The organism is Aphanizomenon sp. UHCC 0183 (assembly GCF_009712065.1).
GTDB classification, from domain to species: domain Bacteria; phylum Cyanobacteriota; class Cyanobacteriia; order Cyanobacteriales; family Nostocaceae; genus Dolichospermum; species Dolichospermum heterosporum.
Genome location: NZ_VILC01000006.1, coordinates 28,029 through 34,413, shown reverse-complemented (window position 1 = coordinate 34,413; position 6,385 = coordinate 28,029). Strand labels below are relative to the sequence as shown.

The 6,385-nt window shown below is 39.1% G+C and carries 4 protein-coding genes; 1 reads left to right on the top strand and 3 read right to left on the bottom strand.

The features are described from left to right. Positions 1 to 225: 225 nt before the first annotated feature. Both FJR37_RS03055 and FJR37_RS03050 read right to left on the bottom strand, forming a co-directional pair. Positions 226 to 675, bottom strand: a complete 450-nt coding sequence (locus tag FJR37_RS03055) for a YlqD family protein (RefSeq protein ID WP_039201424.1) — start codon at positions 673 to 675, stop codon at positions 226 to 228. A 91-nt stretch (positions 676 to 766) separates the two neighbouring features. Then, complete coding sequence (locus FJR37_RS03050; RefSeq protein ID WP_039201422.1) at positions 767 to 2,731, bottom strand: long-chain fatty acid--CoA ligase; 1,965 nt, start codon at positions 2,729 to 2,731, stop codon at positions 767 to 769. A gap of 920 nt (positions 2,732 to 3,651) precedes the next feature. Between FJR37_RS03050 and FJR37_RS03045 the strand changes: the two genes are divergently transcribed. Beyond that, positions 3,652 to 3,888, top strand: coding sequence for a hypothetical protein (locus FJR37_RS03045; RefSeq protein ID WP_039201420.1), 237 nt, complete (start codon positions 3,652 to 3,654; stop codon positions 3,886 to 3,888). Between the two features lie 303 nt (positions 3,889 to 4,191). Here the strand turns inward: FJR37_RS03045 and recQ are convergent, their stop codons facing one another. Beyond that, entirely contained in the window at positions 4,192 to 6,381 is a 2,190-nt protein-coding gene (gene recQ, locus FJR37_RS03040) for a DNA helicase RecQ (protein ID WP_168465273.1), read from the bottom strand. Between the last annotated feature and the right edge of the window lie 4 nt (positions 6,382 to 6,385).

The window sequence follows — 6,385 nt, the reverse complement described above, 5'->3', positions numbered from 1 at the left end:
GTTTTTTACCAAATTATTGGGTCTGACGCACCCTACAAGAGATAAGCCAAACTATCCAATTGATTATAAATTGGGTAGTGTGTCAAAAATTTCGGTTTTTAGCTATTATTAGTAATATTTATCTTTTAGAGATTCAATATAGTCATTTATTTATCAAATAAGCGATCGCTTCCCCTGCTTCAAGAAATATCCCCGACTTCTCCAAGAAGTCGGGGATCAAGTTGTTTAGATATCTCCGCGAATTTCTTCGACAATGCCATCACGCAGGACAACTTCCACCTGCATTTTACTAATCAAGTTATCACCTGGTTCGATGCGGAAAAAGCTTTCCATTTGAAATTGGTTGACTTCTTGATCTAATTCCAACAATTGTACTTGCTGGAGGTTTTGCAGCATTTGGTTTTTCTGCTCTAGGAGTTCACTTTTCTTTTGATTGACTTGCAGTTGAATATTGTCAATTTGTTGGAGTGTTTGGGGTCCTGGTGGTTGAACACTTTGCTTTTGAATGGCGCTAATTGCTCTTTGTCCTTCAACGTCTAGTTGTTGTAGTTGTTGGTCAACTTGATTAATCTGAGATTGGAGTTGCTGTTGTACTTCCTCTTTCCAGAGACTAGTAACTATGGCTTTGACATTAATTGGGCGTTTTAAAAGCAATTGAGGGTTGGAGACATCCATAAAATTTGTACGTTCACTCTTAAATAGTTTGTAGTGTGGAGAGGAGTCAGTAGGGGGTTCCCCACCCAAGATTTAGGGGGAAATTAGGAAATTATTTAGCAAACATCTTGTCAATAATATCGCAATATCGTTCCATGACAACGTGACGACGGATTTTCAGAGTTTGTGTCATGAGTCCATTTTCAATTGAGAATTGTTCCTCAATGAGTTTAAATGCTCCAATACGATCATCGGCTCGATAGCTGGGACGGTTTTGGACTTCCCGATTTAATTCTTGACGAAACAAATCCTGGACTATTCTACTCTCTAAGTCAATCTTTTCGGTATGATTTTGAGATTGGTTCCATGCGGCTAATGCTTCTAGGTTAGGAACAATCAGAGCGCCAATGCTACGTTGATCTTGTCCTACTAACATAATTTGGTCAATATAGGGCGATCGCAAACAAGCATCTTCTATAGGCTGTGGTTCAATATTTTCCCCGTTGGTTAAAACAATGGTGTCTTTTGCTCTACCTGTTAATACTAGGTCATTTTCAGGTGTTACCCAACCTAAATCACCGCTATCAAACCAACCTTCCGCGTCTATAGCTTTGTTTGTAGCTTCGGGATTTTGATAATAGCCCTGCATGATTTGTGGACCCTTGAGCAGCACTAAACCCCGTTCTCCGACTGGTAGAGGTTGACGAGTCTCAGGATTGACAATTTTCACTTCTGTACCGGGAATTGGTTGTCCTGAAGAACCCCGTAAATTTCGCCAAGGACGACGAGCATTAGTTACTGGTGAGGTTTCTGTCAAACCATAACCTTGTAAAATTTCCACACCAACAATTTCAAAAAAGTTATCTATATATGCAGGTAGCGCCCCACCACCACTAATAACGTGCTTAATTTTTCCACCTGTGGCTTCTCGCACTTTGGCATAAACTAATTTTTCACCTAGTATATGGAGTGGTAACAAGACTAATTCTGCTATTTTGGCTTGGGAACGTTCAATAAGTGAGGTGTGAATGTGATTTAAGCTCAATCTCTGGGAAATACGCCGCGCTTCAACATATTTCTGGCTCATATCCAGTAAAAATTTGACCAAACTTTGTTTTTTAGCTGGTTGTTCGCGGAATTGTTTTTGCACTCCTTCATAAATTGATTCCCATAAACGAGGAACAGCAATCATATAATTGGGTTTGAATTTCTTCAAATCATTTTTGACAGACCGCAAGTTAGTGTAAATTTGGGTACAGCCTTGAGAAATTAAGAAATACTCACCACTGCGTTCATAACTATGCCATGTGGGTAAAATACTCAGGACAAGATCTCCTTTTTCCGGTTGTAATACTGCTCTTAGACTTTTAACTTGGTGCAGTAGATTTTTGTGAGATAGCATCACACCCTTGGGTTTTCCCGTAGTTCCAGAGGTATAAATTAGGGTTGCTAATGTTTCGCCAGTGTGCTTAGTTGCTACCAGGGTGTTATTGCTACCAATTTCTAATAACCCGGTAAAGTTCACCACTGGGAAATTAAATTCTGTGGGTGGTGTTTCATCGGAAAGGAGAACTACGAGTTTAATCGGTAATTCATCGAGTCCCGACCCTAATTTATTTAGAGTTTTGATATCCTCAACTACCAAGGCTGTACTACCACTGTGGGAAATAATATAAAGTAGTTCTTCTGGGTCTGCTTGGGCGCTACGGACTGCATTTACCGCTCCAGCAGTCATAATACCTTGATCGGCAATAAACCAGCGAGGACTATTATCAGCAATCAGGGAAACCCGTTCACCATAGGGAAGAGTTTCGCTATGGTGGTTATTGATACCTAGCGCTTGCAAACCAGCCGCAAATAGTTGAATTTGCTCTGACAACTGACCATAGGTAATTTTTACTTCTGGTTTAGAGTGAGGATTATGTAGGGCAATAATACTATCAAATTTCTTTGCCGCTAGAGTCCAAATTTCTGGTAATAACTCAACATTTGTGTAATCTACGGAACTCTGTAATGCTAGACTTTCTTGTGCAGAAATGTTATTGGAGAAAGAAGTTGCAGATTGTTTTTTTGTCATAAGAATACCCGGTAAGTGGGAAACTCAGTGGCTTGGCTCCCTGAGAGGGAAACGACACGAGCGGTTTTAACCGCTGTGGATATTAAATTAAAATTGAAACCAGATTTTTGATTGGAATCTGGAAACCAACTCCCATTTCTGGGGTAATGTTAGCCGATGCTACGGCACGCTGCGCGAACGACCTGTTATAAGAGCTTGCTTGAGCTTGCAACACTGTTCCAGTGACCTTAGAACTGTTTAATCACAAGCGACAGGGCAGGGAACTGGCTATGCCTGACGGCACGCTGGCGCGAACGCATTCGGTGGGTGTCGTGACTCAAATAACGGCTACCATGAGAGTAAACTCAGGGTGGTCTGGTCAGTACGGCTTGCTTGATTACTCTTGCAAGCCCAGTCCCTTTAGGGCTGGGTTACTGACAAATGCTACTGTTAAATTCAATTAGAGACTTCCAATTCAAATAATATCCCAAAATTTCTTGTGGTGCGGGCATCTTACCTGCTAAGTAATTGGACAAAAATATTTACAGTCATTGCGAGCGAAGGGAAGCAATCACAACCCTGGCGATTGCTTGATTTCACTTCGTTCCATATGGCTAACGCCACGCAACGCTAACGCAATGACATTGTGTAATTAATTCTGTCTCACTACTTAATCATACAAGGATGGGCATCTTGCCAGTCCCACAAGATTGGATTATCTTTTTTGTGGGGTTCTCTTAATAACGCTATTTAATATTTAGTTTACACATTAATTGATAACAATTACTGAATTATTACCTTTCCATCTATAAAAATCTATGCTAAACTGATTTTATATAAACTAAATACTATGGTTAGGTCTTACTACATTTCCATATATTTTAAGACTAACCAAACTGTTCCTATGTAATTTCGTCGGGGAGTAATTCCCTATAGATTTGATGGATGTATTATTTCTCACTGTCATCAATGCGGGGGCTTGTTTAGCTTTACCCAAGCTGCTGTCTATAATTTTGGTTCGTAAACCTCAAGAATCTCAACCATTTTCCATTGTATCTGATTGCCAACCTGCCAAAATGGGAATAACTAGTTTTCCCTACTGTACAGCCTACGCATTAACTGGTAGTCAATTTTGTAAATTTAGCCCGCGTTTTTGTAATCAATGTTCTCCTAATTAAGGAGGAAATTGGCGCGTATTTCCTGCATTTGGGCGTATTCCCTGTATTTCCTGCATTTGGGCGCAGGCCCTGCGCCCCTACTGGATTTCTATTTAATTTACTTATGTAATATCAAAGATATTTAAAAATTCAAAGTTGCTCAAATGTAGTGTTTGTCAGGCAAAATAAAGATGTTTCGATCATCAGTAGTTATAAAGAGGAGTTATTTATGAATTTAATGGATGGTATATTTTTAACACTATTAAATGCGGCTATTTGTTTGGTTTTACCTAAGCTGCTATCTTTGGCTTTATCGGCTAAAAACTAAAAGTCAATATCATCTTTAGGAGATTTCTGTTTTTCCCGTCGCCATTTTGCTCTAACTAAACGAATTTCATCAAAACTGTAGCTTTCACCTAAATTTTCCCGAATAGGAGTGAGTGAAATATCACCAACAACTTCTAAGACATTCCATATTTTCTTTTGGCGTTCTAGGGGGACTAATTTACTCAAGTCTAAAGATTGTTTTTTCTCAATTAAATCTGAGAGATGACGGATAATTGTAGTGGGGCGAATATTGCGTTTTTGGGCGATTTCTTCAATACTCAATCCTTGGTTATATAACTCTAATGTAGTTAATTCTGTACCAGATGGTGAGTGAGAATAAGGTGAGGAACTAACTCGATTAATAGTTTTTTCTGGCAAACCTTGTTGTTGGCAATAAGTCTGAATTTCTGCTAAGAACCTTTCGCCATACTGAGATAATTTATGGCTACCAACGCCGGAGAGATTGCCAAATTCATCTAAGGTTTTGGGTTGGCTTTGTGCCATTAATTTTAAGGTAGAATCATGGAAGATAACGTAGGGTGGCACGGCTTGTTCGTCTGCGAGTTGTTTACGAAGCGATCGCAATTTTTGCATAAGAACTTCCACATCTGCGGATTTGCCACTTCCCTCTTCCCAAGTCATCTTTTTGACTGTAGGAACAGCAATGGAAACTGTGCGTTGTTTTCGCATGACTTCCCAGCTTAAAGCATTTAGTTTTAAAACTGAATAACCATCAGCCGTTTGTTCTATTAATCCTTGATGTAATAAGGATCTACATAACATTCGCCATTCATCTATTGTTTTATCTTTGCCAATTCCATAGGTAGAAAGTTGATCATGTTTATTAACAATAATTCTTTGATTTTTTCCACCTCGCAAAACATCAATAATATGCAGCATTCCAAATCTTTCTTTACACCTAGCCACACAAGATAAAAATTTCATGGCTTCAATTGTCCAATCTTGAACAGGTTTGGGATAAAGACAATTATCACAATTTCCGCAATTTCCGGGAAATCTTTCCCCGAAATAACTTAATTGAATTGTGCGTCTACAATCTGTCCCTTCCGCATAATCAATTACCTGTCTTAGTTGCTGTTTAGCTATTAATTGTTCTTGAGGATCGGTTTTTTGATTAATACTCCATTCTATAGTTTTAATATCACCATAGTTAAAAAATAGTGTACATTTAGAAGGTTCATCATCTCTACCGGCTCGCCCTGATTCTTGATAGTAACTCTCTAAATTTCGGGGTAAATCGGAATGCACCACAAACCGCACATCAGGTTTATTAATGCCCATACCAAAGGCAACGGTGGCTACCATTACTCGCACATCATCCCGAATAAACCGAGTTTGATTTTTTGATCTTTCCTCATCACTTAAACCAGCATGATAAGGCAAAACAGAAATCTTATCATTTTGGAGTTTTAAAGTTATTTCATCAACTTTTTTTCGAGTTAAACAATAAATAATTCCCGAACCTTCATTTTCTCTAACTATTTCTAATAATTCGGCATAAGCACGGTTACTTTTAGCCCGGACTTCATAATAAAGATTTTGGCGGTTAAAACTAGCAATATGAATACTTGGTTGTCTTAATCCTAATTGTTCAATAATATCAGCCTTGACTCTATCTGTGGCGGTAGCAGTGAGGGCAACTGTAGGCACATCAGGATAACGTTTTCGGAGTAATCTTAATTGCCGATATTCTGGGCGGAAATCATGCCCCCATTCTGAGACACAATGGGCTTCATCAATGGCAAAGGTGGAAATCCCCACTTTTTCCTTAACTACGTCTAAAAGGGGGAGAAATCGGTCACTAACAAGGCGTTCTGGGGCAACATAAAGCAATTTTATTTTACCATTCATGATCGCTTCTTCACGGGAGCGAACTTTATAGGCGTTAAGACTACTATTCAGAAATGTGGCAGAAATGTTATTAGTTCGCAGTGCTTCTACTTGATCTTGCATTAAAGCTATCAAGGGTGAGACTACCACTGTTAAACCGGGTTTCAAAAGTGCCGGTAATTGAAAGCACAGAGATTTACCCCCACCGGTGGGCATAATTACCATTAAATCACGATTCTCTAGTGCATCTTCGATAATTTGCCGTTGTCCAGGGCGAAATTGATCATAACCAAAATGATGTTTTAAGGCTTTTTCTAGGTGGGGGTACTGAAGCATGGTA

Coding starts and splice junctions, on each gene's coding strand:
- FJR37_RS03055 (WP_039201424.1), bottom strand. CDS start 675: ATGGATGTCTCCAACCCTCAATTGCTTTTAAAACGCCCAATTAATGTC.
- FJR37_RS03050 (WP_039201422.1), bottom strand. CDS start 2,731: ATGACAAAAAAACAATCTGCAACTTCTTTCTCCAATAACATTTCTGCA.
- FJR37_RS03045 (WP_039201420.1), top strand. CDS start 3,652: ATGGATGTATTATTTCTCACTGTCATCAATGCGGGGGCTTGTTTAGCT.
- recQ (WP_168465273.1), bottom strand. CDS start 6,381: ATGCTTCAGTACCCCCACCTAGAAAAAGCCTTAAAACATCATTTTGGT.